We start from the raw sequence: 737 nt of genomic DNA on the forward strand, positions 1-737 counted from the left end.
CACCGTGGGATTGCTGGATCTTGACGTTGTCACCCGGGTGCGACTGCTTCCAGAAGCTGGTGAATTCAGCGTTGTAGTCCTGGTAGAGCTCGCGGGTGGGGTCGTAAGACACGTTGAGCAGTTCGTAATCCTTGGCAACAGCGGAACCGGCAAACACGGCACTGGCCATTGCTGCCAGGGCATAACGGCGAATCGACGACATAGAAGGCTCCTGAAATTCTTGGGTGTTGGCTTTTTTCTTATAGTTGCGGGTCTTGCAATCGAATCGCCGGTGTTGCTCAGCTCGGTTTGTTGCCCGGGTTCTGCAAACGGAATTTCTCTTTGCGTTCGATTTGTACTACCTGGGCGTTGTGCACAGTGATTTCCACCGCGCCAAACCGCAGATCGCGCAGGGCGCTCTGGATCTCGCGCAAAATGGCTGCTTCGTCCTGGCCGTCAACGCTACGTAGAGATGCGCTCATGGTCGTGCTCCTGAAATGAGAAGTGCCTCGCAGTGGCGGCACTGCTTGCGGCGTGAGGCGATAGTAGATAAGCGCGGATATTCTTAAAAATACTATTTAAGAATGTTTATATAACCAGAAAGAATTTTCTGGTGGAACGAGGGGTTGCGAGGGGTTTTGCGGGACGACACGTGAAATAAAGCCGAGTGGAGATACAAATGTGGGAGCGGGCATTCATGGTAAGGCGGTGGGTGAGAGAAAGAGTTGCAGACTGAAACACCACCTTCGAGAGACATA

1 protein-coding gene and 1 pseudogene are annotated in these 737 nt (G+C 52.8%); both read right to left on the minus strand.

Annotated elements, in window-relative coordinates; translation table 11 throughout:
• Positions 1-202, minus strand: a pseudogene (locus HX873_RS31880) (sulfate ABC transporter substrate-binding protein); the annotation flags it as partial.
• 76 nt (positions 203-278) lie between these two features.
• Positions 279-461 carry a sulfur starvation response protein OscA gene (gene oscA, locus HX873_RS28080; protein WP_003170956.1) on the minus strand — a complete coding sequence of 61 codons (183 nt, stop codon included), beginning with the start codon at positions 459-461 and terminating at the stop codon, positions 279-281.
• Positions 462-737: the final 276 nt, after the last annotated feature.

Source organism: Pseudomonas sp. P7758 (assembly GCF_013386485.1).
In the GTDB taxonomy this organism is placed as follows: domain Bacteria; phylum Pseudomonadota; class Gammaproteobacteria; order Pseudomonadales; family Pseudomonadaceae; genus Aquipseudomonas.

Bases quoted from the DNA above. Each gene is read 5' to 3' on its own strand.
- oscA (WP_003170956.1), bottom strand. From the start codon at position 461: ATGAGCGCATCTCTACGTAGCGTTGACGGCCAGGACGAAGCAGCCATT.